Source organism: Sporosarcina sp. ACRSM (assembly GCF_022346545.1).
GTDB lineage: Bacteria > Bacillota > Bacilli > Bacillales_A > Planococcaceae > Sporosarcina.
The window spans coordinates 125439-151826 of sequence record NZ_JAKRNU010000007.1 but is presented as its reverse complement, the minus strand read 5'-3'; the positions used below and the strand labels follow the sequence as shown (position 1 = coordinate 151826).

Sequence of the window (26388 nt, the reverse complement as noted above, 5' to 3'; positions counted from 1 at the left end):
TATTTTACAAAACATCAATACGAAATTACAATTAATTCATAGACAAGGAGGCATTTTACAATGACAGAAACAAAATCTTTATTTGAGTCCGTTACGTTAGGAAATACAACATTAGCGAATCGGGTAGGGGTAGCCCCTATGACACGCGTCAGTGCGACAGCTGAAGGATTGGTAACTGATCAGATGGTATCGTATTACACATCATTTGCCCAAGGTGGGTTCGGATTGATCATTACGGAAGGAACTTATATTGATGATCAATATAGCCAAACCTATTTGGATCAACCGGGAATCGTTTATGATGAACAAGCCGAAGCGTGGAAAAAAGTAGTCGATTCTGTTCATCAAGCAGGAGCGAAAGTCTTTATGCAATTACAGCACTCTGGTTTTCTTTCTCAAGGAAATCGCTTTAAACAAGAGACACTCGGCCCTTCCGCTATTCAGCCGAAAGGCGAACAACTGGCTATGTATTTTGGAGAAGGCCCATACCAAATTCCAAGAGAAGCAACGAAAGAAGAGCTTGCAGAAGTTGTCACGAGCTTTGCGAATGCGGCAAAGCGGGCGCAAGCAGTCGGGTTTGATGGGATTGAAATTCATGGAGCCAATGGTTATTTACTGGATGGTTTTCTGACTGATTATGCAAATCAGCGTACAGATGAATATGGCGGTTCTACGGAAAATCGGGTCCGTTTAATGGTGGAAGTGTCCCAAGCGATTCGGGAAGCGGTGGGGGAGAACTTCACGATCGGGATTCGGATTTCGCAAGGAAAGGTGAATGATTTCGAACATAAGTGGGCAGGGAAAGAACGAGATGCTGAAATCATCTTTGGCCGACTAGGGCAAGCCGGTCTTGATTTTATCCATGTGACGGAATACGAAGCATGGAAGCCTGCGTTCGAAACAAATGGCCCATCATTCGCTTCTCTTGCAAAGAAATATGGGGAAATACCGGTCATTGCCAATGGTCATTTAGAGGATCCCGAAAAAGCGAATCAAATTATCGTAGACGGAGAAGCCGATATGGTCACCCTAGGAAAAGGGGCCTTGGCTAACCACGATTGGGTCAATAAAGTTAAACAAGATAAGCCATTGGCAGCGTTTAAGCCGGAAGAAGTATTAAGTCCGAATGCAAAGATCAAGGAATTTGAAGTGTAAAATAGGCAAAGCCAAAAATGACTTTGCCTATCAGCTGGGCACAACTAGCCATACTCCGCTAGTTGTGCTTTTTTACCTACTTATTAAGCCTGCAATTTCAATCGCTTAATAATTTCATTTGTTACTTCCCTGGTTGAAGCGGTACCACCGATGTCTGGCGTCCTAACCCCATTTTGCAGCACTTCTTCAATGGTATCCAATAATAGTGTTCCGAGTTCTCTTTCACCTAAGTGATCAAGCATCATTTTGCCTGTCCAAATCTGTCCAATCGGATTAGCAATCCCTTTGCCGACAATATCTGGAGCAGATCCGTGGACGGGTTCGAACATGGATGGGAATTTCCCGTTAATATTAATGTTGGCAGCGGGGGCAATTCCGATGCTGCCCATAATGGCTGCCCCGATATCTGTTAAAATATCCCCAAATAAATTACTAGCGACAATTACATCAAGCGTATGAGGCTTTGAAACGAGGTAGGCACTTAGCGCATCAATATGTATGGACTGGGTTTGAATATCCCCATATTTTCCTGCGGTTTCTTGAAATACTTCGTCCCAGAAAGGCATTGAATGGACAATTCCATTTGACTTTGTGGCACTCGTGACAAGACCTCTTCTTGTTTTAGCTAATTCAAACGCATACTCCATTGCACGGGTAGTCCCTTTTTTTGTGAATACGGCGTTTTGAATCGCCATTTCATCTTCACCAGAGTGAATTCTTCCTCCGACTTCACTATATTCTCCTTCACTATTTTCCCTAACTACAATAAAATCAAATTCGTTCGGATTGACAAGTGGAGAGGCAATGCCTTTCATTTGCTTTGCAGGACGAACATTGATCACTTGTTCGAAGCCTCTTCGGATATTCACGAGCAGACCCCAAAGAGACACGTGATCCGGAACAAGCTTCGGATTTCCGACAGCCCCTAGAAAAACGGCATCACTTTGCGCTAATCGCTTTAGCCCGTCTTCGGGCATCATCACACCATGTTCAAGATAATACGCACAACTCCATGGATATTCTTTATAGTTAAACGTAAGGCCGCCATGAATCTCAGCGAGCGTGTCTAAAACTCTGATTGTTTCTGGCATGACCTCGGTGCCTATGCCATCCCCTGGAATAACGGATATCTCCCACTTTTTCATTTTTCTCCTCCTCAAGATGATAGAAGAAACGTTCATGTATCTTCTATTAGTTTAAAAATGCTTGTTCAATCTCTTGTTTTGTGGCACTAGCCGCCAACAAAATGGCTAATTTGATTCTAGCTTTTTTACTGTCATAGTCTTTTCCGATGAGTACACCTTTATTCGTTAAATCGAAAACGCTACCTGGGAAGTCATAGACATGGCGGACTTCGCCTTCACCTGATCTAGTGGTTAAGACGACAATTATACCTTGATGGCAAGCCTCCGCAATCGCTTCAGTCATTTGCGGTGCCATATGACCTCTTCCGGAACCTTCCAAAATGATTCCTTTTGCTCCGGTTGAAATGGAAGTTTTGATGAATCGATCATCTGCGCCGAGGTGAAACGGAATAATATCAACAACTGGCAAACCATCCTTTAGCGAATACACCTCCCGATCAAGTGGTTTTTGGTACACTGTCACAATATCCTGATCCACCGTCCCGAAATATCCGTATCCTTCGGAAGTAAATCCATCTACATTAGAAGCATGGACTTTCTTTACATATCTAGCTGAAAAAAGGCGCTCATTAAACAAGACTACCGTTCCAAAGCCTTTAAGCTTTTCGCTTGCAGCAGCTAATATAGACTGACGAATATTCACCATTGCATCGGTGCCGAGCTCAAAAGGTCCTCTTTGCGATCCTGTTATGATTACGGGCTTCTCATTGGCAATGGCCAAATCTAAATAATAAGCCGTCTCTTCCAACGTATCTGTACCATGGGTGACAACCACTCCGTAGACATGTTGATCAGCTAATAGAGCTTCAATCCTGTCTTTCAACTGCGATAATCTCTCTGCATCCATTTGATTGCTGGGGACTTGAAAAATGGATTCAACTGTCAAATCGATTGCACTTGGCAGTTTGCACATGCTTGCAAGTTCTTCACCTGTCAATGCACCTGAAGAGAGCAATCCTGTCTCAGGATTCGGCTTACTAGCAATGGTTCCACCAGTTGTTAATAAAATAATTTTTTTCATATCTACTACCCTCATTTCTAAAAAATCCGAGAAGGAAGCCTATTTGGGCCTCCTTTAAAGATGATAGATGATCAATAAACGTGCGTGAAATGACCATACTCTTTCGCGAACATAGAAGTGGGAGTCTTCTAGAACTGTCGTTTCGCTTTCCGTACAAAGCCATTTACTGAATGGGGTAACCCATCAGTTTAAGCACTCACTTCATTCAACTTATTTTTAGATTGCCGTTGACCGGGTTTCACAAAGACCATCGCTACCATACCAATAATCGCTGCAATCGCTGCTGCGACAAACATCGAAGAGTAGCCAAAGCTGATCACTAAGAATCCAGTTAAAATAGGTGCGATAATGGTTGCTGTATTCGTGATAAAATGTGTAATCCCGCCAAATGTACCTGCACGACTAGGTTCTGTGTCAATGATGACGGACCAATAGACAGAGTTCGGCAGTGAATTAAAGGCATTCCCGATACACATTAAGACCATGACTCCGACAATCGTGTTTGCAGTCGGGATTAACATAAAGCATGTAGCTGTTAATAACAATGAAACGACAGCTAGTCCTGATCTTGCGATACGAAGACTTCCTGTTTTCATGCGTAAATAGTCCGAAATTTTTCCGCCAAGCAATACGGTAAAACAAGCCCCGACCCAAGGAATCATGCCTAAATACCAGAGAGAAGATAATTGAAAGCCGAATTGATCTTGTAAGTATTTAGGTGTCCACGTGAGTAACAAGAAGTTAATGTATTGAAAAGCAAAATAGCCTAGAGCATTAAAAATAAGTGTTGGGTTTTGGAAGAAGTGATACCATTTTATAGAATCATCTTGTTCACTAACCACTTTTTCATTTGGCAATAAATCCTTAACAGAACGGATTTTTTCAAGTTCTTCTTTTGATACTTTTGGGTTTTGTTCGGGTAAATCTGTAAACATTCTTGACCAGATAATGACCCAGATGATTCCTAAACTACCAAGAATAATAAACATAACTTTCCAGCTTGTTACAGATAAAAGTGCAACTGCTACAGGAGCCGTTAACAAGGCACCAAGCGGCGTTCCTAAAAGCCCCATAGACACAGCAAATCCGCGCTCTTTCGGTGTAGCCCAGTTTGCATTTGTTTTATTGATGGTGGAGAAAGTGGGACCTTCTGCAAAGCCAAATAAAATACGGATGACGGCAAATCCTGTCAGCGCGGAACCTCCAAATAGTGCCAAACCGATATCCCCGGCAAAAGCAGTGGCAATGACAAAAACGGACCAGCCAATCCCGATAATGATCCAAACAAATTTTGGACCTTTTTTGTCTGCCAACATACCGCCAAAGAGCGAACCAAATAAATAACCAAATCCAAAATAACCAAGTACAGCTCCCCAAGAAATCGCATCGAATCCATACTCGCCAATTATGTCTTGTTGTGCGTACGAAATGGCACCCCTATCGATATAGTTAATGATGACCATCAGCACCATCATTAACATAATTTGATAACGATAATTTTTCTTCATATTGAACACCTAACCCTTCCACTCACTTTTAAATAATTTGGAGAATGTTTTTTTAAGTCCCAATTACCCCCGTCATAATGGTGAACCTATTCACACACTCCACTAATACCAGGCATCATTTAACTCTTCCCCCCACTCAATTGACAGTCTCGTTATCTTAATTGCAAAAACCATGCCAAAAATAAAAAAAGAGTATATTTCCCTGTCCTCCGGCAAATATACTCTCGTAAACACACTTTTTACGTTGGTCTTTTGAAAACGAAATATGCAGATTTGCATATTTTTGCAGAGATAACGCATGCAATATCCATAAATAGAAGCTTGTTTTGCCCAGAAATACTCCACTACATGGATGTGTTGCAATTCGGCATAGTGATTATGCGTAATTGCATAATAAGATTTGTATGATTAGATGCTAACTTTTTTCAGCTTTCTACTCACCGTAGATTGGTTAACTTCTAACACTTCGGCAATTTTTATGGTTGTTCCATATTTCTTTTTTGCCAAAAGTAATAGCTGGGATTCAACTAAATGGATTGCCTCTTTAATTGGTATGATGTCTGTCACATGGACCGCCGGTAAATCCTTGCCGTCCATAAGTGAATCTGGAAGATGCTCAATGTCTATGATAGGCGCATCTGCAGTCACAATAAGCCGTTCGATCATATTTTGGAGTTCTCTAACATTTCCAGCCCAAGCATACGTTTGAAATAGATCAAGTACAGCCGGGGAAAAGGTTTTGCAAGTTTGAAATTTTTCATTGAAATTCTGTATAAAGTGGAGTGTGAGTGCTAAAATATCGTCTTTTCTTTCCCGCAACGGAGGGATGAAGAGGGGGACCACGTTCAGACGATAATACAAGTCCTCCCGGAAATTTCCTTTTTTCATTTCTTCTTGCAGATTTCGATTAGTCGCTGCAATAATGCGTACATTTACCGATATCGGTTTTGTCCCCCCAATGCGTGTAAATTCCATTTCTTGCAAAACTCGTAGTAATTTTACTTGAAGGGCAAGAGGGATCTCACCAATCTCATCGAGGAAAATCGTCCCGTTGTTGGCCAATTCGAATAAACCAGGCTTGCCTGTTTTGGAAGCCCCCGTGAAAGCCCCTTTCTCATAACCAAATAGCTCAGATTCCAGTAAGTTTTCGGGGATTGCACCACAATTCACCTTGATGAAAGGCTCGTCCTTCCTTTCACTTTTCCGGTGAATATAAGATGCAATCACTTCTTTACCTACGCCGGATTCTCCTTGAATAAGAATGGTAGAGTCTACTTCCGCAACCTTTCTCGCAAGCGTCATGACGCCCTCCATCCGTTCGCTTTTTAAGATGAACGACTCACTTTCCATTTCCAATCCCTTTAACTGACTGAGTTGCTGTTTGTACCCTTCTGTCAGTAGCCTCATTTCCTCTAATTCCATGCGAAGATGATTTTCTTCAGTAATGTCACGTGATGCGTTGACAACACGAATAATATTTCCTTTTTCATCCTTGATCGGAGTCCCGATACAAACGAGCCTTCGCCCTTTTTTGGTTGTCTGGAATACTTGTACTTTCTGTTTTTTCTCTAGTACTTGTCGTGTGACAGAGGGATAAAAAACACCCATTTCCTCAAGTTTATAAATACTTTTTCCAATAAGCTCCTCGGATTTATATCCCCAAAGATCTTCGCATGCCGAGCTGGCATGTAAGGTCATACCCGTTCCATCAGATACGTAAATGACATCGTAAGAAGCATCAACAATCGCTTGGAAATCAGTCGATAGATTCTTAAAACGATCCAAATTCATCGCAATCTTTTCGATTTCCTCCGCTTTCCAATAGAGTTGAATGGCTCCTATGAGTCGATCGCTTTGCAAAACATTGGTTTGAATATAAGCGCCTTTTCGATCATCTGTCACTTTCATGACGACTTTCTTATCCATTTCATTGAGAAGTGTGTTAAGGTGACAACCGTGATATAAATCCTTCAAATCATAATCCATGACTTCTTCTCTTTTTATGCCATGAATCTTCAAGACTTGGTCATTCAAAAAACATGTTTTTCCTGATTCATCAATCATGGAAACTTCAAGTGGAAGGGAAGATAAAACCGATTTAAAATAACAAGCCTCTTCCTTGAAATGGCGATAAAGAGCAAAAGCAAGCTCCTCTTGTTTGAGGCATCCTATGATTCTTTCTTGTTCATCTGTGGCCAGAATCATACTGTAATCTTCCCAGTCTTTTTCTCCCTCATACAGCCGATCAATTGGTATCACGCCAACCGCTAGAATTTCTTCGGGGTTATCCGCAGTTATGCCTCCAATCACTTGCCCATGTGAGTCGTTAACGAGAATGATAGCTGTTTCTTTGAAGATTTCTTCTCTTGACGCAACCGTCCATTCGTCGAAAGACATCATCATAAAATTTTTTATTAAAATCGATTCAATCTGCAAGAGTTACACCTCATTTTCACAAACTTTCTCTCGATTATACTATATTGAAACAATTTATTTTTATTAGTCATGGTATTACACAATATCTGCGCTAGGATGCCATTCATCGTAGTTTTTTATAAATAACAAAAAACACAAGTGGGAGATTGACACCACTTGTGTTTTTGTATTATTTATTGAGAAAATACATGCTTTGGTTCTTCTGGTCGATCTATCATAACGATTAAGACCCCTAGCAGAATTAAAATGGAACCGGTCCAAAAGGTGATACTGATCGTTTCACCGAGTATTGCCCATCCCAATAATGTCCCAACGACGGGTTGGAAGAAAAAGAAAATTCCCCCACTCGATGCATTTAACATTTGTAATCCGCGGTTCCATAATAGAAATGCGATGGATGTCGAGATGATCCCCAAATACAGTAATCCACCCCAAATGGTCGGATCCATCAAATCGTTCAGAGCGATTTGCGGTAATCTTGGGATGACAAATGGCGTTAACACAATAAATGCAATGAATGTGGCATAGGTTGTCACAACAATTTGTGAATAATCGCTCGGGACACGTTTGATGAGTACGGACATTAACGCCCATGTCAATGCTGCTATAGTCAGTGAGACTCCCCCAAGCATGCTGGACATGTTAATATCGTCAATGCCAACAATGGTAATCACGCCGAGTGTGGCTAAACTAACGGAAATCGCTTTCTTTAAAGTTAAACGTTCTTTGAGAATTAAACTAGCAAACAAAACCATGAATGCAGGTGTTGTAGAAGTGATGATCGCTCCCATTTGTGCAGTGGAGAGCATTGTACCTGTTTCTTGCGTAACAATGGAAATGACGTACCCGATTAGTGAAATGGCAATGATGATGCCAAAGTGACGTCTTTGGATTCTCCAATTTTGTCTTGTCACCAGTCCGATAATAACGAGTGCAACAAGTGCGATTAAATAACGCATCCACACAAGTTCCAATGGGGGGATGACGGCCACTACGACCTTCACAACCACATACATGCCTCCCCAGATACTTGAAGCCAAGATTAAAAATAAAGAACCGATCCATGTATTTTTCATTTTATACCCTCCGTTTTAGTTTGGCTAATTACGCCTTAACGGAGAGAAGCAGTTCTCTCTCCATTAAGAGCGGGAGAGTGCTGCTGGTACATCATTTTCGAATAAAGGTGCTAGCAACATAAGTGTTCACCCCTTTTGGATAAGTAGTAAGTTCATCGTAGCAGAGCAACTCCTAGCAATCAACCAGATTTTGGGAGACTATTCGTAAAGAACTGCGATTATTCAAAAAAATATATAGAGGATACTATATATAGAAGTGATATCATGGTAGAAAGAGTCTTATTTTCGATAAAAAGATATTAGGAGGGGGATCACTGATGGAACAATATCGTTGCAATGATTGTGGAAAAGAACATGCGATTAAAACAACCGTATGGCGATGCGTGTGTGGCAGTGTCTTCGATATTCCGCTTTGTGGGGCTGGGATTAAATCCAACTCCCATGAAAATTAAACTTCCAACTTCGCAAAAATGGCAACACTAAAGAAGACGCAACTTATGTTTTTTAAAAAACATAAGTTGCGTCTTTTTTAAAATGATGAAGTTCAAGCTTTCTTTTTTGCCGGGTATCCGACGAGGATAGCAATAATTCCGCAGATTCCTATGAGGATTGGATAAAAAGAGTATTGAAGGATGCTCACTGGCGATATTCCAGCTACGCTTGCGGCTACCAAGAATTGGGCTCCGTATGGTAGAAGGCCTTGGATCGTACAGGAGAATATATCTAATATACTTGCGGATTTTCGCGGCTCAATCCCATACTGATCAGCAATATTTTTTGCAAGCGGACCAGCAATTAAAATAGCAATCGTATTATTGGCCGTCGATAAATTAGTTAGGCCTACAAGTCCGGCAATTCCAAATTCTGCACCCTTTTTCGATTTAATCCTTCGTGTCGCAAGTTGAAGCAGAAAGTCAACTCCACCGTTAAATTTAATAACCTCCACCATTCCAGCTATTAATATCGCTAGAAAGGCCATTTCATACATGCCTGCCATTCCTCCGCCTATATTTTCAAAAAGGTTCATTAATTGATAGCTGCCATCCGCTAAGCCGACAGCCCCGGCGAGAATAATCCCTAATGCTAGAACAAGAAAAACATTCATTCCAGCTAACGCAAAAATAATAACCAAAACATAGGGAACAATTTTTACCCAACTATAGCTTAAATGCTCCACTTGTGCCGTTTCACCCATAGTAATAGCCCCTAAAATAATGCCCGTGACAATAGCTGCCGGCAACACAATCCAAAAATTCACCTTGAATTTATCCTTCATTTCTGCGCCTTGTGAACGAGTGGCAGTAATGGTTGTATCTGAAATAAAGGATAAATTATCGCCAAACATTGAGCCGCCAACAATTGCCCCCATTACTAAAGCTATGGAAAAATCGGTATGCTGGCTTATCCCAACTCCAATTGGCGCCAGTGCCACAATCGTTCCCACTGATGTACCCATTGACAAAGAGATAAAGCAGGCAATGATGAACAGGCCTACGACAAGCAGGTTTGGCGGAACGACCGATAAAGCAAAGTTAACAGTGGAGTCCACTGCCCCCATGCCTTTTGCTACCTCTGAAAAGGCTCCAGCTAAGAGAAAAATAACAACCATTAGCATGACATTTAAATTTCCCGCGCCTTGGCAAAAAATATCAACCTTTCGTGCAAACGGTTCTTTTCGATTCATCGCCAGAGCCACAGCGCCTGAAATGGTAATGGCTACAATGACAGGAAAGGCATAAAAATCACCTGTAATAATCCCTGAACCAATAAATAAAAACAAAAAAACAACAAATGGGATCAACGCCCATGGATTCCCTTTCTTCACTGTTCCACCCCTAAAAAATTATGGATATGTCTGTTGTCCATTCTTTGCTTAGAAAAAGTCTTACCCCTTCAAATATTGCTGTTCTAAGTTCTATACATTCTAGCCTTATCCTTGTGGTGTAAAACTTTCACTTTAAATAATTTTAACATCTCTATTCCGAAATACTATTTATTTCTGTGTAGTTGATTAAAATCAAAATAGTTTTAAGTTATTCACTATACTCACAAAATAATATTCATTTTTTTAATACTGTTCAGTAAGAATATATAAAGAACATAAACGAGTGAAAAACAGTAGAATCTATCCTGAGTAAAATGTTTGATGAGTTGGATTTTCAAATTATTATAAGTATCCGCTTTATCCTATCAGGGTGACTGACAGTAAACAACTAGATTTAGGGGATTAATAGTTTATCACTGCAATTAATTGAAGAAATTGATATATAGGGTTAAAGAGGCTACGATATGAGGAAGTGAGATCAATAGACTGCTGAAGCAATATGGGGAGGTAACCATGAATATCGGGATAATCGGTGCAGGGGCGATTGCGCATTTTTTATTGGAAAAAATGAATTGTCGTCAGCATGAAACTTTACGAGTTACAAGTGTATTTGTACGAAACAAGGAAAAATATCGGTTGTTGGAATCGGAGTTTGGTGTAACATTGTATACGGACTTGGAGGAATTTCTTGATTCGGACATCGATCTAGTTGTGGAGGCGGCGAATATCGAAGCGGTGAAAACGTTGCTGCCATCTGTTCTGAAGAAAAAGGACGCTGTGTTAATCAGCGTGGGGGCATTGGCAGATGAAGCGTTGTTGACAGAAATCAGTGATCTGGCACATGCGTACAAGCATAACGTGCATTTGCCGTCTGGGGCTATCGGTGGTCTGGACTTATTGCAAAACGCACACGCCTTGGGCACGGTGACAAGCGTGTCGTTGACGACTCGGAAACCGGCCCGTTCGCTCATCGAGGAAGACATCGATGAAGCGAAAACGGTATTTGAAGGGACAGCAAAGGAAGCCATCCGGCAATTTCCAAAAAACATGAATGTCTCCATTGTGCTGTCCTTGGCTGGGATCGGAATAGAAAAGACGAGTGTGCGCCTCGTAGCTGATCCGCATATTGATAAAAATATGCATCATGTGGAGATAATAGGTGACTTTGGTGAAGCGACCTTTTCCATTACCAATAATCCGCTTCCGGAAAATCCGAAGACGAGCTATTTAGCCGCTATGAGCATTTTAGGGACGTTAGAAAGAATTGGCCAGAAAATAAGAATCGGCGGATAATTAGTAGAAGGGATAGCGTCAAATCGTGTAGCTCTGTTAATGAGTCTACATAATTTTGGCACTTATTTGATTTGTATAAAGAAAAGTATATATCGTTATAAACTTTTTCGTATTGGCATTCAAGAATGATAAGTATTATTGTTTAGACTATATTGAGTAATTGGCGGTAAAGGGGACTGCGTTTCATTTAGGAATCGTGTCTATCACGATTAAAGACGGGGGTTTTATGAATGGTACAATTGACGAATGAAACATTATTTAGCAATGCATTACTAAGTGAAATTCGGGAGAAATTTGCATTTGTTGATACGGATCCGCTTACAGGGAAAAGGCGGCTGTTTTTTGACAATGCTGGGGGATCTTATCGGTTAAAAACCGCAAATGAAAAATTTGCGCAGTATGATTTGATTCCAGATCATCCACAACGCGATCATGAAACAGCAAAATTATTAGCTGAATTGGAACAACAAGGAATTGACGATATTCAAACAATCTTTAATGCAAAGCAAGGGAAAATTGCAACGTACCTGACTGCTTCTCAGGCTATGTTTGAAATGACGGGTGTGATTGCAGAAAATATTGAAGGCACCAATATTGTAACGACTGCATTGGAGCATCCGTCCGCTTTTGATGCAGCAACGTTTTATGCGAATAAGTTAGGTAAGGAACTTCGAGTAGCCCCAACAAACCTTGTAACTGGGGGAGTGGATGTTGAAGAAATCACAAAGCTGATTGACCGTGATACTAGTCTGTTAAGTGTAATTTACGCATCCAATATTTCGGGTGCCATTTTGGATATAGAGACGATTGTCAAAGAAGCAAGAAAAATAAAACCGGATTTATATATCATTGTGGATGCTGTGCAGCATGCTCCACATGGCATCATCGATATCGAAAAAACGCCTGTAGATGTCATGAATATAGCGCCCTATAAATTTTTTGGTGTAAGAGGGTTTGGGATTGCTTATCTTTCTGAAAGAGTTGCAAAACTTCCACATCATCGCTTATTTGGAAAGGAAGACGATCATTTACAACTTGGCAGCCCAGCACCAGGTCATTTTGCTTCCATTAGTGAAATTGTGAATTATGTGTGCTGGATCGGAAGGCAATTTTCAGATGAGCAAGATAGAAGGGAATTGTTTGTGGAAGGAATGACTCGGATCGGTTTACATGAACAAGCACTTCTTGAAATTATGTTGAATGGAACGGAGAACGTCAAAGGATTAAGGAATATTCCAGGTGTCACAGTCTATCTTGATTATGAAGATTTAAGCAAAAGGGATCTGATCCTTGCTATACGGATCGCGCATTTGGACTATCAAGAAGCGGTTCTTCAATATGGGGAAGAAGGCGTTATTGTCTATGACCGTGTTGCAACGAGTATTTATTCGAAAAGGATGCTGGAGTCCTTTGGAATGGATGGGGCGGTGAGAGTATCGCCTTTGCACTGTAATACTATAGTAGAAATAGAGAAATTTTTGGATGTTACGCAAAGAATTGCCGAAAGAGTGAATGACTGAATAAAGGAAAATGAACGCTCACGCAGTTGTTGGTGAGCGTTCGTTTTTTGCTTCTTGGTAAATTGTCTATCTTAACTTTATGATTTACATTAAAGTCCAACGAGCTTATTCTGATTCAAAAATTGAATAAAATCCAAACCGACTTGTGAGAGTGGATGTGACTTTTTATAATACAGCATGATATTTCGATAGGAATTTTCATCATCTATTTTATAAAAGAATAATTTATCGGTCGCTTCCAAAAATTGTGTGACACCAGCTCTTACGAACGCAACACCTTTTCCATTGTAAGCAACGTAATAGGAAGTAAGCAACTGATCAAGATACATGGAAACAGTGGGAATAAATCCTGCTTTTCTACACATCTTCAGGCTTCTCTGGTACATATCATTTCCTTTTTTCATTAATAGGAAATTTTCATTTTCAAATTCTTTCAGGCTTACCTTTGGGTATTTGTCACTCAAATATTGACCACTGGCCACCTTATCGAAAGTTAGACGATACCTTTCGAGCCGATTATTCACTTCATAAGATACCGGAACCGCCAGCAAAATATGTTCTTCTCCCCACACAACAGATTCAAAGATTTTAGGATCCCTTTTTTCTACATCAATAATGATGTCAACGATACCTGTACGGAGACACTTCATCAAATCATCTGCATTCGCTTCCAAAAGGTTTACCGTATAATTCGGATATTCCATCTTAAACTTTTGCGCTATCGTTGGCAAAATGGACGTGCAAAAGAAGGAGGCCCCGCCCACATTTATCGTTCCGCGGTTACTGTCCAACAAGCTATTAAAATAGGCTCTCATTTCTTTTTCTACGTTCATGATGTTTTCGATATTTTGAATATAGTATTCGCCTGCCGCAGTTAACTGAATCGGGTTACTACTTCGATCAAAAATAGGAAGACCGATTTCTTCTTCCACCTTTTTGATTGTTGCACTAAGAGCAGGTTGTGAAATATAGAGTTCTTCGGCCGCTTTAGAAAAGCTTTTATTGGTATAAACCGCATACACATATTCCATATTTTTTAACATAAAAACCCCTCTTTTATTAGTATAAAAAAAACTATATATCGTTATAAACTTTTTCGTATTGGAGTTATAGAGTGATAAGAACTACTATTAATACTATAAAGAATAAATAAAAATTAAGCAAAGTTAAAAAATAAAAAGGGTGATGAAGATGAGTTTACTAGAGGAAAAGTTTTTGAAACTTGGTGCCGAATACGCGCCTGGGCAAGAAGTACGACAAGATACAAATGAAGTGGAATTGCGCTTTGAGAAAATTCCGGGTACGCCGGTAGATTTTTCGCACGGAGATGTAGATGCTTTTGAGCCAATTCCGGGTTCTCTGGATGTCTTTAACGAAGGGGTTCAAATTGGAGGAAAGCAGGCGTACACCGAGTATCGGGGAAGCATCGAGATACGAGAAAATGTAGCTGAAAAACTTTCTGAATTTACGGGTACTACGATTAATGCAGACCAGAATTTCATTATTACGCCAGGAACACAAGGTGCTCTTTTTCTAGCGATGGGCTCGACTATCTCAAGAGGCGATAAAGTAGCGATTGTTGTACCGGATTATTTTGCTAACCGAAAACTAGTCGAGTTTTTTGAGGGAGAAGTCGTTCCGGTTCAGTTAGACTATTATAAGAACGATACTTCGGCAGGTTTGGATTTAACGCAGTTGGAAGGCGCATTTAAAGCGGGAGTTAAACTCTTTTTATTCTCGAACCCGAATAATCCGACAGGGGTCATTTATTCGAAAGATGAAATTCGAAGCATTGCGGCACTTGCGGAACAGTACGGAGCGACAGTAATCGTTGATGAATTGTATTCCCGCCAAATTTTCGAAGGGCGGACATACACGCATCTATGCGCGCAAAATATTGTGGACCCTGAAAATGTCATTACGATTATGGGACCATCGAAAACGGAGTCACTGAGTGGATATCGATTAGGTGTGGCATTCGGATCAGCCAAAATCATTGAGCGGATGGAAAAACTGCAGGCGATTGTTTCTCTTCGGGCTGGCGGTTATAGCCAAGCAGTCTTGAAATCTTGGTTTTCGGAGCCGGAAGGATGGATGACAGAACGAATTGCCCAACACCAAGCAATCCGTGATGATTTAGTTGGAAAACTGCGAGCTGCCGACGGATTCCAAGTACGAGCGACAGAAGCGGGTAGCTATCTCTTCCCGAGAATTCCTAAATTAGATATTTCGATCACTGAATTCGTGAAAGTGCTTCGACTTCAGGCTGGTGTCATTGTAACGCCTGGCACAGAATTTGGTCCACAGTTTACGGATAGCTTCCGTATTAATTTTTCACAAGATCATCGTGCGGCAGTTGACGCAATTGGCCGTGTCATCCAAGTCGTGGAGGCGTATCGCAATGAGTACGCTAAATGATCAAAACAATCCGATTCCACAGGGCAATTATGTTCCGGCATCACGGTTTGGCGATATCGTCTATACAGCCGGGATGACACCTAGAAAAAACGGTGTACTTATTCAAACTGGAAAAGTACTCACAGCAGAGCTGGCGTCAGCTTATAAAGAAGCAGTTTTGCAAGCGGCTTCAAATGCATTGACTGCAGCTTTGAACACACTTGAAGAACGAGAACGGCTGGTGCAAATTCTTTCGCTCACCGTTTATGTAAATGCGGAAGAATCCTTTCAATCGCATTCGAACCTAGCAGACTTTGCATCTGAATATTTATTTGAAAAGCTAGGAAGCGTAGGGATTGGCAGTCGGGCTGCAATTGGCGTTGCGTCTTTGCCCGGCAATGCACCGGTTGAAATCCAGTTGGTTGCTGCGGTTTCATCTTGAGCAATTCAATTGAGGAAAAATCATCTTTTCCAAGGCAAGGCGCTTTTCATTAAGCGCCTTGCCTGAATAAATAAGGATTGTTATTGCTTGTGTAATTGAAAGCGCTGACAAAATGTGGAATACAATTCGTGGGGAAAAGTGATTTATATTTACGAGGGGGTTTTTATGATGAAATGGTGGTTCTCGAGACAACTCTATATCCAAATCGCTATAGGTGTCGCAATAGGAATCGTATTAGGTTTAATATTAGGCCCAAAGGCTGCAGTGATAAAACCCATTGGGGATATATTCCTCAGTCTTCTTCAATTTCTTGTTGTCCCTCTAACTTTCTTTTGTTTGATTGCCGGTGTGACGAAGATGGAAGATTTTAAGGCATTAAGGGCTGTGGGAAGTAAAATAGGTATTTATTTTATTGTTACGGGTCTTTTAGCCACCGCTGCAGGGATTGTAGTTGCGTTGATTATTAATCCTGGAAAAGGAACGACAGGCTTACTAAGTGAGAATGCAAATGTCGAGCCAGTGGAATTCAGTTTTGTTGACCAAATTCTCGGGTGGGTTCCGAGAAATATCGTAAGCGCAATGGCTGAAACGAATATTCTCCAAATTATTATCGCTGCGATCATTATCGGATTAGGACTGCTTGCGTTGGGGGACCGTGTGAGTGGTTTGAGAAAATTGGCTAATGAAGGTTCAGAACTGATGATCAAAATTACCGAATTTGTCATGTACATATCCCCTTATGGCATTTTAGCTTTGGTTGCCGATATGATTGGAACGTTAGGCACTGATGTGCTTGCTGAAGTGGGACTTTTTATATTGGCGGATTATGTAGCGCTCCTAGTTGTGCTAGGTGTCGTTTATCCCTTCATCATCAAGTTTTGGGCACGTAAAAATCCAATTGGGTTTTATAAGAAAATTTCACCCGCACTATTAGTCGCTGCAAGTACGACATCGAGTAATGCGACTTTACCTGTATCGATGAATGTTGCGAAAAAAAACTTGGGTATACCGGAAAAGGTTTACGGCTTTACACTCCCTCTAGGAGCAACGGTTAACATGGATGGTATGGCCGTAGTCTTAGGTGTTATCTCTGTTTTTGCAGCAAATCTATACGGCATACCGATTACGTTTACTTTACTCGTACAATTTGTTTTTCTTGGTTTAGTACTCTCGATTGGTGCGGCAGGTGTAAAGGGAGCGGGAATTGTCATGTCGAGTATATTATTATCGACGCTAGGTCTACCGCTTACGCTTGTTCCTATCTTAGCTGCCCTCTGGCCTATTGTAGATATCGGTCACACCACAACGAATATCGCTGGGGATTTAGCCGGAACGACAATGGTCGCCTCACGCTTGGAGATGGTCGATGAGAAAGTGTATAACCAAGCCGGAGAATTAGCAACAGCGAATAGGGAAAATTGAAAAGGGTAAGTCTGTTACAATCGACAATACAAAAGCGCCGAAACCATAATGGGTTCTGGCGCTTTTGTCCGTATATAATACATGCAAAGAGAATTCAACTGACAATTAGAGAAATGCCAAAACTGTACCGCCAATCGCCCCGGAAACGACAATCATCCATGGAGGAAGCTTCCAATAGACAAGCATACTGAACAGAATTGCGGCTAACGCAAAATCGGCGGGTGCTAATATGGAACTTGTCCAAATTGGGTGATAGAGTGCGGAAATCAAGATACCGACGACTGCTGCATTTACGCCCATGATCGCGCCTTTAATTTTTGGATTGCTTCGTAGAGCATCCCAAAAAGGTAATGCACCGAGAATCAGAAGGAATGCAGGTAAAAATACGGCAATCGTAGCAATCAAGCCACCTTGCCATCCTTTCATAACAGCTCCTAAATAGGCAGCAAACGTAAACAGTGGACCGGGTACCGCTTGTGTAGCTCCATATCCGGCTAAGAATGCCTCTTCGCTGACCCATCCATTTGGCACTAGTTCCTGTTCTAATAATGGCAAAACGACATGTCCCCCGCCGAATACTAAAGAACCGGATCGATAAAAACTATCGAATAGAGCCACCCAGTATGATCCGGTGATTTCCCTCATAATCGGTAAAAGGAATAGCAAAGCGAAAAACAACAGCAGACATATCACTGAAACACTTTTAGCAATTGGAAATGGGGAACTCGCTTCTTCATTTTCATTGTGTTGTTTATATAGAAGGAATCCAAAGAGAGCAGCAATCAAAATGACACCGACTTGTGTAAAAGCTGTCTGCCAAAGAAGTGTACTTACGAGTGCAAATAGAGCAATGGTCTTTCTTTTTAAATCAGGGGTCAGATTCTTTGCCATTCCCAGGATGGCGTGGGCGACTACTACAACGGCTACGATTTTTAACCCGTGTATCCATCCGGCATTTCCAATATCAAAACCTTCGAGCAGCAAGGCAAACAGAATAAGCGCGATAACGGAAGGGAGAGTAAACCCTATAAACGATACAAGCCCACCTAATACGCCTGCTCGCATGACACCTATTCCGATTCCTACTTGGCTACTCGCTGGACCGGGTAGGAATTGTGCTAAAGCAACTAAATCAGCATAGCTTTTTTCATCCATCCATTTTCTTCGACGGACATACTCCTCATGAAAATAACCTAAATGGGCTGTCGGTCCGCCAAATGATGTCAACCCAAGTCGTGTTGAGACGAACAGGATTTCCAAAAGTCTTTTTAATCCTCTATGTGAGTTTTTCTGATTCATCATTAACTCCTTTTCACTAGTCTTTTATTTCTTTGAAGAGCTCATAGGCTTTTTTCCGAGCTTCAATCAAAATAAGATTTCCTTTTTCAGTCGTTGTATAATACTTTCTAATTTTCCCTTCTACATTTCGATCTTCTCTTATGAGAAGTCCATCAGACTCCATGGAGTGCAGAATCGGATAAAGAGTACCTGAACTGATGTTATACCCGTGCTCCTTTAGTTCTTCCAACATCCACACGCCGAAAATGGGATGTTCTTTTGCATGATGTAAAATATGGATATGAATAAAACCAAGGAAAAGTTTCCGTAATACTTTGTCTTCCAATCTACCACCCCTTTTTCAGATATCGAAAACCGATATCGACTACCTACAACAGGAGTATACCCTCTTTACTTGTCTAATCCAAGCTATTCTTTGGAAATTTACCAAAACTTAATATTGCTATCGTGAGAAGGCATCTATATATGCAGAAGTACAAAATTATGTATTAGAACGAAAAGAAAATCGAATCGATTGACAAATCTATCAAAATTATTTATGCTTAGTCCATAAAGTTGAATAGTATCTCCTAAAGGGGAGTAGCTTTTATAGCAAAGTCGTCATTACAGAGGTTAATACTCTCGGCTTTGTTGGCAACGTAACGTTGTTAGCGAGACCTTTACCGATTGGTAAGGGCCTTTTTATACACTTGAAAACCTTTACCATCCAATTGGTAAAGGTTTTTTTGTTGGGAATAATCGATGTTTTCTCCGTGCGATGGATCAACAGAAATGTAGGACTTTTGCACGGTGAGAAATAGGACGAAGCTATATCAACAAAGAGAGGTGATCATATCATGAAAAAGAAAATAGTATCCTTGTCGGAGTTAATCAGAGAAAACAAAAAGGAGATTCTAAAAGATAAGGCATTGATTGAAAAAATTGAGAAGCGCGTTGAAGAAAAAATACTAAATCTAGATAAGTAATCCAGGAGGGTGCCTGTTGATACTGAGGAAATACATGTCTCTTTTAGGAATAGGTTCAGCACAAATCAATCTTATCATGCAAAAGAAAATGTATAAGCTAGGTGATTCTGTTCATGGGTATTTTTCGATCAAAGGCGGTAGCATCGAACAACAGATCAAACGAATTGATTGTGATTTGGTTGTAAATGATCAAACTGCCCATATAGAAAAAGTAATCGATTCAACAACGATTTTAACATCAATACGTATTCAACCAGAAGAATTGTATGAAGTTCCATTTACTTTTCAATTGCCAGTTTCTGGTCCAGTTTCAACAGAGGAAGTATCGTATCATTTTAAAACGGGGCTCACTTTTGACAAAGGTGTTGGGAGTAGGAATCAAGACATCATTCAAATTATCCAATGATAGGTTTAGGATGAAAATTCTAGTTAATAATTAGAAAAGGGTGATCAAGTTGTTCAGGTATTTAAAACGAATTAAATTTATGTTGAAGTTTTGGAGATTCCTCCCTTTTTTAAAAGAATTTTTTGTATCAGTGGATGTGCAAATTCATAAAAAAGTATTTGGGGTTTTCCTGATTCTCACCTACGCCTTCTTTCCTTTTGATTTGATTCCAGATTTCCTGACTTTTATTGGAATCATTGATGATGTTGCTGTTGCGAGTTTTGTTCTAGGAAGAATGATAAAAATAGCTCCACAATCCCTTAAAGAAAAATATAATGTCATTTAGAAAATTGAGTGTAAATAAAGGAAAAGAACAAGCTTTAAAAAATGATGAAAAGAGGAATAAAATGTTTAAAAAAATAATGAAGCAGATCAAGCAACTTTCCCAAGGTAGCAGTGAGCGAAGACATGGCCACTATCGCAGAGGTAGTAGCAGCGAGCGAAGAAATCGTTATTATCGCCGAGGAAGTAGTAGCAACCGCGGGTATAATCGTTCTCCGTTTAGTGGAAGTAGCCGCTACAAGCGCAGAGGGCGAAGTAGCAGCTAATGTTCGTTTTCATTCGCTTTAAGGGCGGCATGAAGATCGATTGAAATTTCGTGAACAGATGAATAAGGTTCTTCAATTTGTAAGAGCCTTTTCAGTAAATGAACAGTTTCCCACTTTAAAGAAAGTTCTTCTGTCCAAGGAAGAGCTTTTTTATTTTTGGAAGGGTAGGTCGTATAAAACAAATATAAAAGGATTTCTCCCAAATCATAGTAGTCCTGTAGCTTCATTTCCTGGGTATTTTCTAGGTTGTGCTGCAAAGAGCCGGATGATAATTGAGATGGGGCACTCAGGATTTTTTGTTGTGATAAGCCAAAGTCAATCAAAAAGAGCTCATTATTTTTTAGTAAAATGTTTGGAATCCGTAAATCTTGATGGTAAATATTTTTTGTGTGAAGATAATCGACTAATTCAAGCAGTTGCTGAAGAATGAGTAGTGATTCTTGCTCGTTGAACGTTTTCTTGCTGTGAAAAATAAGATCTTCCAAATTGTCCCCATCAATAAAGCTCATGACGTAAAAGAAATAGCCGTCCGTTGAAAAGGTTTCAAATAACTTTGGCATCTGTTTATGCTGGAGTGTATGCAAAAGAGCGATTTCACTTTCAAAAAGCTCCACTTCTTTTCTGTGACGATGTTTGCTTGGTCGAAGCTGTTTAACGACTCGTTTCTCTTGCGATTTTAAATCTTTACATAGATAAACAATGCCGTAGCTTCCAGACCCTATTACAGTGAGCACCTCATAACGTTCGTGCAAAATCGTCCCTTTTTGAATAGGTATATCTACAAAAAACTGATACATTTTTCGGATTGAACGTAAAAATGAAATTTTCCTCACCACTTCTTTTAAATGAACCCACTCATCATTTGTTGTCAATGATTCACGATAACATACTCCGTACACTATTTCATAAATTTTAAATATGAAATAATGATTTGATACGCATTATTTCCACTAAATTTATCCAATTGTCGAGTGAACCATGATAAGCTTATGATCAGGACTAACTATTTTTACTGATAAAAGATGTCACAATGTACTGTTTTAATTACAAAAAGTTAGGGGTGATTTTCTTGATAAAGGATAAAAAACTTCTCTATTTTGCCTTCATTTCTTTTTTGGTGTCGATGGCATTAAATTTTCCATTCCCACATAAAAATCCTTATGGCGAGGCGACAGTTTCGGTGTTCAATATACCGATTACAACTGTAAATGGATTCTATTATATTGGCATGATTGCGTTCTTGTTACTAATTACAAGCTTTTATTTACTCGTGAAATCACTAAAAAAGTATCATGTTCGATCCGTATTGCTGGCTATATTGGTAGCGGTTTTTACCCCTCTTCTTATTGCGAATATTTATCAAAAAACGTTTGCAACCGGTATTTACGCCGTATCCTATGAAATTGAAGAAAGTGTATGTCAGTTTGAAATGAAGAATGCGATCACGATACATGGATCATGTGAACTTCCTTTTGAAAATTTCAGTAGCAAGACTACCCAATTTAACATTGAATTTTATGAAAGCTATCTAGGCGAGGATGATATACAGAAGGTTTCTTTGATGAATAACGATGCACCATATGAAGTGACGTTAAGAGGGAAAGAGCGGAAACGAGTGTTTATTGAAACGGATATTGACGTGTCACATATGGAAAAACACATACATGGCGGAGAATCGAAGTTCGTCACTATCATTATTAAGTCGGAAGATCGTACAAGAAAACTATAAACTATTTTGAAAGCCTAATAGGCGTATATAACAAGGAGGTCGTTTTTTGAAGAACAATCAAAATGAGAACTTCCATAAGAGCGAGAAAGTCAGAATGAGTACTAAGCGAACATGGATACTATTCATACTAGGTATTTTTGTCGGTTTTGTATTATCTGAAATCATCCGAGGAGGCTACAAATGATAAGGGCTCAAATTGATGAAATTTTAGATGGTTTACCAGAAGAGGAGTTGGAAAACGTCTATTGGTCAATCAAATTTATTCAAGAAAATTACTTGTTCAAGAAGAATTTACTTGATAAGGGCGTGATGATTGAAGATTTATTTGAGGAAGCAGAAGAAATTAAAGATTTATGGGACAGTGCATTTGCAAAGAATGTCAATGAAGAAATGCGGGAATCCATTCATTATGATCAATTCAAATGGCATATTTTTAGCTATGAAAAACAAGATTGTTTCAAAGGGTCAGCAGCACGGAAAGCTTTTGATGCTGTATTTAAGGATGAACTCTATGTGATGTATCAAAATTCACCTTATATAATGCAATATAGCAAAGCAGACAAAGTCATTGCTGCTGATTTTGATTCCCAGCAAGATATTTATATTTTTGATAAGCATTTCACTTGGACTTATGTACATACCCATGAAGAAACATGTGGGCCATATTTTTACAGTTTGAACTGATGATTGTAAAACCTTAAAGAGGGGAAGACATTCTTTGAAGAAGAGTAAATTGATTTTTATTGCAACGCTTATCTTCTTGTTAATCTCGGGCTGTTCAAAGCCAAATGAAGAGACAGTTACAATTTCAGCTAATGCTGATTCGGAATATGTACATACCTTTACAGATTTAAATTTGGGCATTCTTTTTGATTTTAATTTTCGATTGCCTGATGCGGATAAAAGATGGGTAACGGTTTGGGCGGAAAGTTATCGGGACGGGGAAAAAGAGCCGGATCCCTTAACGGAAATATCCTACGGGTCAAGTCCTCAACAAGTGACTGAAGGTCATTTAGGATTTGGCATCATCAATTCAACTGCAGAGGAGTCTATGCTTTTTCTGTATGCGCCAAGTGTATCCACATCGCCGGTTAAAATTGAAAGTTTGAATGTCCCAAATCGCTTTAGTGCATGGGATTATGCGATCGGTGATAAAAAAGTGGCGTTATCATTAGGAGAAACAAAATTACTCGCCGTCTATAGACAATCCGCTGGTAATGCAATAAGGACGTATGACTTTCAAGATGAAGAGGCAGTCAAGCAGATGATCAAAGAAGATAGTCGGGTGCTTTTATTGAAGATAAAAATTGAGGAAAGTCATGAATGAAGGAATTGAAAAATGGGATTAATAGGAAAAGTTTCCTCATTGATGGCCGCAGGTTAATAACTAGTCTCCCGAACAAAATATATTAGAAGAAAGGCTTAGGTAATCGTTGACGGATTACTTGGGCCTTTTTTAATTTCTAATTACCAATTCGCTTCCGTTCAATCATTATTCTGTTGCTATATAGTACTAAATATAGCTTTCGGCAACTGATTTTAAATTTGGTTTGATTTATGTTTCAAAAACAATTATACTACTATTTAAATTCAAAATATGAGTATTTATTCATTTCTCGTCATATTAATACAACCTAGAGGAGACAGAAGCTATGAAAGAGACCAATCCGAAAAGATGGAAGCTGGAAATGCCGGATACATATGTTATTTTATTCATTGTATTATTATTGGCTGCAGCGGCTACTTATTTTGTTCCAGCCGGTTCGTTTGAAAGGGAAGTTGTCGATGGGGTCGAACGGGTCGTCCCGAATACATATAGCAAAGCCGAAAATGATGGAACAGGCTTTATGGATCTTTTCCTTGCCTTACAGAACGGAATGGTGGAATCCGGAGGCATTATTTTCTTAGTATTATTTGCTGGAGGCGCTTTTGAAATTGTGGAAAGATCGGGTGCCATCAAAGGTGGGATCATGCGCGCTGTCGCCAAAACGCAAGGGAAAGAATTTTGGCTGATCGTCATTATTTCTGTATTGTTTGCGCTTGGTGGGGCAGTCGGGGCTGTTGCTAACTCTGTCATCCCATTTGTCGCAATCGGACTTATCATCGCAAGAGCGCTTCGATTGGATGCCATTATTGCGGTTGCCATCACATTTGGGGCTACTTTCGCGGGCTTCAACGTTGGTTTCCTCAATCCCTACACAGTTGGAATTGCCCAGGCAATTGCTGAAGTACCGATCTTCTCGGGTATGCTACTACGTGTCATCAGCTTTGTCATCATCGTGGGTATTACGATTTTATATACATGGCTGTATGCAAAAAAAATATTAAATGATCCTACGAAAAGTCTTGTCGGTATCTTGGACATGCAAACGAATGAAAATTCGGAAGAAGCTCTGCAAGAACCTTTTACAACTCGACATAAGCTGATTTTGTTATTTGTTGGGCTAGCACTTCTTTTCTTCGTGTTTGCGACGATCAAGTTCAGTTGGTCTATCAATCATATGGCGGCATTTTTCATCGTCATCGGAATGGGTTCTGGTATCTTAGCCGGCATGAACTATAACAAAATCACTTTAACATTTTTGGAGGGCTGTAAAAATCTCGTCTACGGAGCTTTGATTATCGGTGTGGCACGCGCGATCTTAATTGTCATGGAAAACGCACATATTCTGGACACATTCGTCTACGCGATTGCGCTTCCACTTGAAAATTTACCACCGATTCTTGCCGCCATTGGCATGTTCGTCGCCAATATGGCGCTGAACTTTTTAGTTCCCTCCGGAAGTGGTCAAGCGATGATCGCCATGCCGATTCTAACACCGCTCGCTGATATGCTTGGGTTAACTCGACAAGTTGCGGTCCAAGCATTCCAGTTCGGGGATGGATTGACAAACAGCATCTTCCCGACATCAGGTACCTTGATGGCCTGCTTGGCGGTTGCAGGTGTCCCTTATGTGAAATGGGCAAAGTGGATGCTTCCTCTTTTCCTGATTTGGGTTGTCATTTCGATAATCGTCCTCTGTATAGCAGTGCTGATCAATTGGGGACCAGTTTAATAAACACCACTCCGGCTTTCTTCCGCTGGAGTGGTGTTTTTCAAATGGAAGGCGTTTCTCATGGTTTAGTCTACGCGTATCCAAGTTGAATGAATATAAAAAAATATTTGATCCGTTTATAGGGAAAATCTTGAATTTTCCTCCTTTTCGAGCGGCAAAACTCCGTTATCGGAGTGTATATACATTTGCAACAATTTACTTTTAATTGGAATTGTAATAGGCTGGGATAGAAGTCTGAAAATTAGCTTAGGGGGGTGTTGTGAAAGTATGGTAACAGCATTAGTATGGGAAAAATCGTCCGATTATAAGGTGGATGTCGTAGACCAGGATGGTTTATGGAAAAAAGTGATTGGAGACCTGTTTGAAGACTTTTTGTTATTTTTTAAGCCGGCACTGCATTCGCAAGTCGATTTTACGAAAGAAGCTGAGTTTTTGCAACAAGAGCTTTTTCAGAAAATCATGGATAAGAAAAAAGGACGTCAATGGGCGGATCAACTTGTGAAAGTGCATTCCCGACTCAATTCCACTACTCTTATTTTGGCACGGAGTTGCACTACGCGTATACTAATTGTAAGCTTAGCGATTATGACAATGAAGAGCTGGAGAAATCGGATAAGCTCTTCAGCAAAGTTGTCCTTGCGGCAAAATATATGAACGACACACGGGGAGATATGGACAAACGATATACCTTTAAGATGAAACTCATGCGGGAAATTTTGAAAAGTGATCGCTATTCGCATACGGAAATTTTAGCTGTATTCTACTTTATCGATTATTTATTGCGTTTACCAAAGGAGTTGACGGAAAAGTTTTACGATAAAATGGTTCCGATTATAGAAAAGGAGGTTAAGCAGATGGTTCAGTTTAACAATGAAGACCTATCCCCAACCATGGAAGCCGTTTTTACAAGGATAAGAGAAGAGGGAGAAAGGAAAGGTATAGAACAAGGAATAGAAAAAGGGATTGAAAAAGTTGTATTAGAGATGTTGAAAGAGGGCTTACCAGATGACTTGATTACCAAAGTAACCCATTTGGATAAAGAGACAATCGAGAAATTAAGAAAAAAGAATAGATAAAAAAGTTGCCAGATCTAAAACGGTTCAGAA

Annotated in this window: 27 protein-coding genes; 17 read left to right on the top strand and 10 right to left on the bottom strand. The window is 40.0% G+C overall.

Annotated elements, in window-relative coordinates; translation table 11 throughout:
* The first annotated feature begins 60 nt into the window (after positions 1 to 60).
* Positions 61 to 1155 (top strand): NADH:flavin oxidoreductase, encoded by a 1095-nt coding sequence (locus MHZ95_RS12720; protein WP_239391014.1) that lies wholly within the window; start codon positions 61 to 63, stop codon positions 1153 to 1155.
* A gap of 83 nt (positions 1156 to 1238) precedes the next feature.
* On the opposite strand, the gene MHZ95_RS12715 is transcribed toward MHZ95_RS12720, so the two are convergent.
* From MHZ95_RS12715 to MHZ95_RS12695, 5 genes are all read right to left on the bottom strand, one after another.
* On the bottom strand, positions 1239 to 2300 hold the full coding sequence (locus tag MHZ95_RS12715; protein WP_239391012.1) for a tartrate dehydrogenase: 1062 nt from the start codon (positions 2298 to 2300) through the stop codon (positions 1239 to 1241).
* Between the two features lie 46 nt (positions 2301 to 2346).
* Positions 2347 to 3321, bottom strand: coding sequence for an asparaginase (locus MHZ95_RS12710; protein WP_239391010.1), 975 nt, complete (start codon positions 3319 to 3321; stop codon positions 2347 to 2349).
* A gap of 188 nt (positions 3322 to 3509) precedes the next feature.
* Complete coding sequence (locus MHZ95_RS12705; RefSeq protein ID WP_239391009.1) at positions 3510 to 4829, bottom strand: MFS transporter; 1320 nt, start codon at positions 4827 to 4829, stop codon at positions 3510 to 3512.
* A 408-nt stretch (positions 4830 to 5237) separates the two neighbouring features.
* Entirely contained in the window at positions 5238 to 7265 is a 2028-nt protein-coding gene (locus tag MHZ95_RS12700; protein WP_239391007.1) for a sigma-54 interaction domain-containing protein, read from the bottom strand.
* Between the two features lie 173 nt (positions 7266 to 7438).
* Positions 7439 to 8341: a DMT family transporter gene (locus MHZ95_RS12695; RefSeq protein ID WP_239391005.1), complete on the bottom strand. Its 903-nt coding sequence runs from the start codon at positions 8339 to 8341 to the stop codon at positions 7439 to 7441.
* 317 nt (positions 8342 to 8658) lie between these two features.
* Between MHZ95_RS12695 and MHZ95_RS20875 the strand changes: the two genes are divergently transcribed.
* Positions 8659 to 8793 carry a hypothetical protein gene (locus tag MHZ95_RS20875; protein WP_255726769.1) on the top strand — a complete coding sequence of 45 codons (135 nt, stop codon included), beginning with the start codon at positions 8659 to 8661 and terminating at the stop codon, positions 8791 to 8793.
* A gap of 92 nt (positions 8794 to 8885) precedes the next feature.
* Here MHZ95_RS20875 and MHZ95_RS12690 read toward each other — a convergent pair whose 3' ends face one another.
* On the bottom strand, positions 8886 to 10166 hold the full coding sequence (locus MHZ95_RS12690) for a Na+/H+ antiporter NhaC family protein (RefSeq protein ID WP_239391003.1): 1281 nt from the start codon (positions 10164 to 10166) through the stop codon (positions 8886 to 8888).
* A gap of 513 nt (positions 10167 to 10679) precedes the next feature.
* Between MHZ95_RS12690 and nadX the strand changes: the two genes are divergently transcribed.
* A complete protein-coding gene (gene nadX / locus MHZ95_RS12685) occupies positions 10680 to 11459 on the top strand; it encodes an aspartate dehydrogenase (protein ID WP_239391001.1) in 780 nt (259 codons plus the stop codon).
* Positions 11460 to 11689: 230 nt separating this feature from the next.
* The gene (locus tag MHZ95_RS12680) at positions 11690 to 12979 is read left to right on the top strand and encodes an aminotransferase class V-fold PLP-dependent enzyme (protein WP_239391000.1); all 1290 of its coding nucleotides are present in this window, start codon (positions 11690 to 11692) and stop codon (positions 12977 to 12979) included.
* 89 nt (positions 12980 to 13068) lie between these two features.
* Here the strand turns inward: MHZ95_RS12680 and MHZ95_RS12675 are convergent, their stop codons facing one another.
* Positions 13069 to 14022, bottom strand: a complete 954-nt coding sequence (locus MHZ95_RS12675) for a LysR family transcriptional regulator (RefSeq protein ID WP_239390998.1) — start codon at positions 14020 to 14022, stop codon at positions 13069 to 13071.
* 148 nt (positions 14023 to 14170) lie between these two features.
* Here MHZ95_RS12675 and MHZ95_RS12670 point away from each other — a divergent pair, with 148 nt between their 5' ends.
* The 3 genes from MHZ95_RS12670 to MHZ95_RS12660 all read left to right on the top strand — a co-directional run bounded on the left by MHZ95_RS12670 (position 14171) and on the right by MHZ95_RS12660 (position 17240).
* A complete protein-coding gene (locus MHZ95_RS12670; protein ID WP_239390996.1) occupies positions 14171 to 15397 on the top strand; it encodes a pyridoxal phosphate-dependent aminotransferase in 1227 nt (408 codons plus the stop codon).
* Positions 15381 to 15818 (top strand): RidA family protein, encoded by a 438-nt coding sequence (locus tag MHZ95_RS12665; protein ID WP_239390994.1) that lies wholly within the window; start codon positions 15381 to 15383, stop codon positions 15816 to 15818. Before MHZ95_RS12670 ends, MHZ95_RS12665 begins: the two co-directional genes overlap by 17 nt.
* Positions 15819 to 15986: 168 nt before the next feature.
* Positions 15987 to 17240 (top strand): dicarboxylate/amino acid:cation symporter, encoded by a 1254-nt coding sequence (locus MHZ95_RS12660; protein ID WP_239390992.1) that lies wholly within the window; start codon positions 15987 to 15989, stop codon positions 17238 to 17240.
* A gap of 105 nt (positions 17241 to 17345) precedes the next feature.
* Here the strand turns inward: MHZ95_RS12660 and MHZ95_RS12655 are convergent, their stop codons facing one another.
* Together MHZ95_RS12655 and MHZ95_RS12650 are read right to left on the bottom strand one after the other, a co-directional pair.
* Positions 17346 to 18539: a chromate transporter gene (locus MHZ95_RS12655; RefSeq protein WP_370643027.1), complete on the bottom strand. Its 1194-nt coding sequence runs from the start codon at positions 18537 to 18539 to the stop codon at positions 17346 to 17348.
* A 16-nt stretch (positions 18540 to 18555) separates the two neighbouring features.
* On the bottom strand, positions 18556 to 18864 hold the full coding sequence (locus MHZ95_RS12650) for a PadR family transcriptional regulator (protein ID WP_239390988.1): 309 nt from the start codon (positions 18862 to 18864) through the stop codon (positions 18556 to 18558).
* A 511-nt stretch (positions 18865 to 19375) separates the two neighbouring features.
* On the opposite strand from MHZ95_RS12650, the gene MHZ95_RS12645 reads away from it, so the two are divergent.
* The 4 genes from MHZ95_RS12645 to MHZ95_RS12630 all read left to right on the top strand — a co-directional run bounded on the left by MHZ95_RS12645 (position 19376) and on the right by MHZ95_RS12630 (position 20519).
* On the top strand, positions 19376 to 19504 hold the full coding sequence (locus tag MHZ95_RS12645) for an FbpB family small basic protein (protein ID WP_239390987.1): 129 nt from the start codon (positions 19376 to 19378) through the stop codon (positions 19502 to 19504).
* A 16-nt stretch (positions 19505 to 19520) separates the two neighbouring features.
* Positions 19521 to 19910, top strand: coding sequence for a sporulation protein (locus MHZ95_RS12640; protein ID WP_239390985.1), 390 nt, complete (start codon positions 19521 to 19523; stop codon positions 19908 to 19910).
* A 40-nt stretch (positions 19911 to 19950) separates the two neighbouring features.
* Complete coding sequence (locus MHZ95_RS12635) at positions 19951 to 20235, top strand: YkvA family protein (protein ID WP_370643026.1); 285 nt, start codon at positions 19951 to 19953, stop codon at positions 20233 to 20235.
* A 122-nt stretch (positions 20236 to 20357) separates the two neighbouring features.
* The gene (locus MHZ95_RS12630) at positions 20358 to 20519 is read left to right on the top strand and encodes a hypothetical protein (RefSeq protein WP_239390981.1); all 162 of its coding nucleotides are present in this window, start codon (positions 20358 to 20360) and stop codon (positions 20517 to 20519) included.
* Here the strand turns inward: MHZ95_RS12630 and MHZ95_RS12625 are convergent.
* Positions 20494 to 21249, bottom strand: coding sequence for a protein kinase domain-containing protein (locus MHZ95_RS12625; protein ID WP_239390979.1), 756 nt, complete (start codon positions 21247 to 21249; stop codon positions 20494 to 20496). The two genes, MHZ95_RS12630 and MHZ95_RS12625, sit on opposite strands and share 26 nt — an antisense overlap.
* Positions 21250 to 21566: 317 nt before the next feature.
* Between MHZ95_RS12625 and MHZ95_RS12620 the strand changes: the two genes are divergently transcribed.
* The 6 genes from MHZ95_RS12620 (at position 21567) to MHZ95_RS12595 (ending at position 26358) form a co-directional block, all read left to right on the top strand.
* Complete coding sequence (locus MHZ95_RS12620; protein ID WP_239390977.1) at positions 21567 to 22226, top strand: hypothetical protein; 660 nt, start codon at positions 21567 to 21569, stop codon at positions 22224 to 22226.
* Positions 22227 to 22406: 180 nt separating this feature from the next.
* A complete protein-coding gene (locus MHZ95_RS12615) occupies positions 22407 to 22910 on the top strand; it encodes a DUF4275 family protein (protein ID WP_239390975.1) in 504 nt (167 codons plus the stop codon).
* 34 nt (positions 22911 to 22944) lie between these two features.
* The gene (locus MHZ95_RS12610) at positions 22945 to 23553 is read left to right on the top strand and encodes a hypothetical protein (RefSeq protein ID WP_239390974.1); all 609 of its coding nucleotides are present in this window, start codon (positions 22945 to 22947) and stop codon (positions 23551 to 23553) included.
* 325 nt (positions 23554 to 23878) lie between these two features.
* A complete protein-coding gene (locus MHZ95_RS12605; RefSeq protein WP_239390973.1) occupies positions 23879 to 25282 on the top strand; it encodes a YfcC family protein in 1404 nt (467 codons plus the stop codon).
* Between the two features lie 267 nt (positions 25283 to 25549).
* Positions 25550 to 25936 carry a hypothetical protein gene (locus tag MHZ95_RS12600; RefSeq protein WP_239390972.1) on the top strand — a complete coding sequence of 129 codons (387 nt, stop codon included), beginning with the start codon at positions 25550 to 25552 and terminating at the stop codon, positions 25934 to 25936.
* 50 nt (positions 25937 to 25986) lie between these two features.
* Positions 25987 to 26358 carry an RpnC/YadD family protein gene (locus tag MHZ95_RS12595; protein ID WP_239390971.1) on the top strand — a complete coding sequence of 124 codons (372 nt, stop codon included), beginning with the start codon at positions 25987 to 25989 and terminating at the stop codon, positions 26356 to 26358.
* Positions 26359 to 26388 lie beyond the last annotated feature (30 nt).

Bases quoted from the DNA above. Each gene is read 5' to 3' on its own strand.
- MHZ95_RS12630 (WP_239390981.1), top strand. From the start codon at position 20,358: ATGGCCACTATCGCAGAGGTAGTAGCAGCGAGCGAAGAAATCGTTATT.
- MHZ95_RS12600 (WP_239390972.1), top strand. From the start codon at position 25,550: ATGGTAACAGCATTAGTATGGGAAAAATCGTCCGATTATAAGGTGGAT.
- MHZ95_RS12680 (WP_239391000.1), top strand. From the start codon at position 11,690: ATGGTACAATTGACGAATGAAACATTATTTAGCAATGCATTACTAAGT.
- MHZ95_RS12605 (WP_239390973.1), top strand. From the start codon at position 23,879: ATGAAAGAGACCAATCCGAAAAGATGGAAGCTGGAAATGCCGGATACA.
- MHZ95_RS12675 (WP_239390998.1), bottom strand. From the start codon at position 14,022: ATGTTAAAAAATATGGAATATGTGTATGCGGTTTATACCAATAAAAGC.
- MHZ95_RS12660 (WP_239390992.1), top strand. From the start codon at position 15,987: ATGAAATGGTGGTTCTCGAGACAACTCTATATCCAAATCGCTATAGGT.
- MHZ95_RS12705 (WP_239391009.1), bottom strand. From the start codon at position 4,829: ATGAAGAAAAATTATCGTTATCAAATTATGTTAATGATGGTGCTGATG.
- MHZ95_RS12720 (WP_239391014.1), top strand. From the start codon at position 61: ATGACAGAAACAAAATCTTTATTTGAGTCCGTTACGTTAGGAAATACA.
- MHZ95_RS12715 (WP_239391012.1), bottom strand. From the start codon at position 2,300: ATGAAAAAGTGGGAGATATCCGTTATTCCAGGGGATGGCATAGGCACC.
- MHZ95_RS12655 (WP_370643027.1), bottom strand. From the start codon at position 18,539: ATGAATCAGAAAAACTCACATAGAGGATTAAAAAGACTTTTGGAAATC.
- MHZ95_RS12615 (WP_239390975.1), top strand. From the start codon at position 22,407: ATGATAAGGGCTCAAATTGATGAAATTTTAGATGGTTTACCAGAAGAG.
- MHZ95_RS12670 (WP_239390996.1), top strand. From the start codon at position 14,171: ATGAGTTTACTAGAGGAAAAGTTTTTGAAACTTGGTGCCGAATACGCG.
- MHZ95_RS12695 (WP_239391005.1), bottom strand. From the start codon at position 8,341: ATGAAAAATACATGGATCGGTTCTTTATTTTTAATCTTGGCTTCAAGT.
- nadX (WP_239391001.1), top strand. From the start codon at position 10,680: ATGAATATCGGGATAATCGGTGCAGGGGCGATTGCGCATTTTTTATTG.
- MHZ95_RS12710 (WP_239391010.1), bottom strand. From the start codon at position 3,321: ATGAAAAAAATTATTTTATTAACAACTGGTGGAACCATTGCTAGTAAG.
- MHZ95_RS12665 (WP_239390994.1), top strand. From the start codon at position 15,381: ATGAGTACGCTAAATGATCAAAACAATCCGATTCCACAGGGCAATTAT.
- MHZ95_RS12645 (WP_239390987.1), top strand. From the start codon at position 19,376: ATGAAAAAGAAAATAGTATCCTTGTCGGAGTTAATCAGAGAAAACAAA.
- MHZ95_RS12595 (WP_239390971.1), top strand. From the start codon at position 25,987: ATGCGGGAAATTTTGAAAAGTGATCGCTATTCGCATACGGAAATTTTA.
- MHZ95_RS20875 (WP_255726769.1), top strand. From the start codon at position 8,659: ATGGAACAATATCGTTGCAATGATTGTGGAAAAGAACATGCGATTAAA.